This is a genomic window from Janthinobacterium sp. JF4, assembly GCF_059617925.1.
Window position 1 is genome coordinate 1 of the sequence record NZ_JCAQAV010000098.1, and the last position, 1,709, is coordinate 1,709.

General features: G+C 64.8%; 1 protein-coding gene. It reads left to right on the plus strand.

Features of this window, described 5'->3' with window-relative positions; translation table 11 throughout:
• Nucleotides 1–28: 28 nt before the first annotated feature.
• The coding region (locus AC54AF_RS27005) for a replication endonuclease (protein ID WP_496639044.1) at nucleotides 29–1,709 on the plus strand (1,681 nt) is incomplete at its 3' end.

Below are 1,709 nucleotides of genomic sequence, written 5' to 3' on the forward strand. Positions count from 1 at the left end.
GCTATCCGTGTGTACGAAAGACTGTTGAATGCAATCTAAACAAATCCTGCTGCCTACCCCGCAACGCCACGAAGCCTTTTTGCGATCCGCCCAGTTCGCGCCCGAGCTGGCCCGCATTCCCTACAAATGGCGCAACCGTGTCATCACAGCCGCCATGGCAAAAATGGCCTGGTCGTCCTGGTACAAAATCTATGAGTCCATCGCCACCAGCTTTGTGCGCGAGTTCGCCGAGCAATACGTGCCGGCTGGCGTCGACCTGTCGCAGAGCGACGCCGACATCGTGGCCACCGCCGAGCGCGCGGCGGCCGGCGTGACCAAAATGCTGTGGATGGCTGTGTCCGATACGCATGCCCTGCAGATCATGGAAGACGAATGCGCCTCGTATGGCATCGAGCTGCCCGAGTTCGACGAGCTGGCCGACACCATCGCCCGCCTGGTGGACGCCCGCTGGTGGCGCCGCCAGTTGCGCAAGCGCGTCAAGCGCGCCTTTGAAGCCGGCAATATCCGCCTGGGATACGTGAACTATCGCGCCGAACCCTACGCCAGCAACGACGCCGTGCTGTCGCGCCTGGCGCAAAACCGCCGCAATGCCGCCGCGCTGGCCGCCACCCTGGTGCAAAACGAGAACGGCCAGCAATTCAGCATCGCCGAGCTGGCCGAGAAGACGACCGCGAATAAAGCCATCCGGCGCGGCGAGCTGATGTTGCGCATCAACGGCTTTGAGCAGATCGCCCGCGAGTACGGCGACCAGGGCATTTTCATCACCTGGACGTGCCCATCGCGCTTTCACGCCATGCAGCACAGCGGCAAGCCAAACGACAAGTTCGACGGGTCCACGCCGCGCGAAGCGAATGCCTACCTGGGCAAGATGACATCGCTGTGCCGCTCCGCGCTGGCGCGCCGGGGCATCGGCCTGTATGGCTTTCGCATCGCCGAGCCGCATCACGATGGCTGTCCGCATTGGCATTTGCTGCTGTTCGTGCGCCCGACCGCGAAATACAAAACGGCCCACCTGCAGGACGTGGCAGGCCGCGCCATCCGCATCATGAAGCGCTACGCCTGGCGCGTGGACCGTGGCGAACCGGGCGGCTTCGCGCGCCGTCTGGACGTGAAACGCATCGACTGGGCCAAGGGCAGCGCCGCCGGCTACATCGCCAAGTACGTGGCCAAGAACATCGACGGCGTGGCCGAGCACAAGACGAAAGAAGGCTATGTCGTCACGGCCGACACCGAAGGCGACATCGAGCTGACGCCATCGGCGCGCGTCGAGTCCTGGGCCGCGTGCTGGGGAATTCGTCAATTCCAGCAATGGGGCGGCGCCCCCGTCACCGTGTGGCGCGAACTGCGCCGCATCGAGGCAAGCATGCTCAATGAAGCGCCGGCCGCCATGCGCCGCGCCTGGGACGCCGTGCAAAAGATCGACGGCGAAAAGCGCGCCTGCTGGGCCGAATACCTGCGCGCCCAGGGCGGCGCCCTGGTGCCGCGCAAGGAACTGGTCGTCACGCTGGCCAAGGACGAAAAAACCGTCATCGGCCGCTACGGCGAAACGCTGCGCACCACGCCCTACGGCGTGCGCTGCAGCGACCTCATTGGCGTGGTCTTCAAGTCCGTGCGCCATACGTGGACGCCCGTACAGGCCACAGGCGGGCGCGGGGTGGCTGTTGGGGTTGCCGTTCCTCGGACTCGTGTAAATAACTGTACGCACCCCG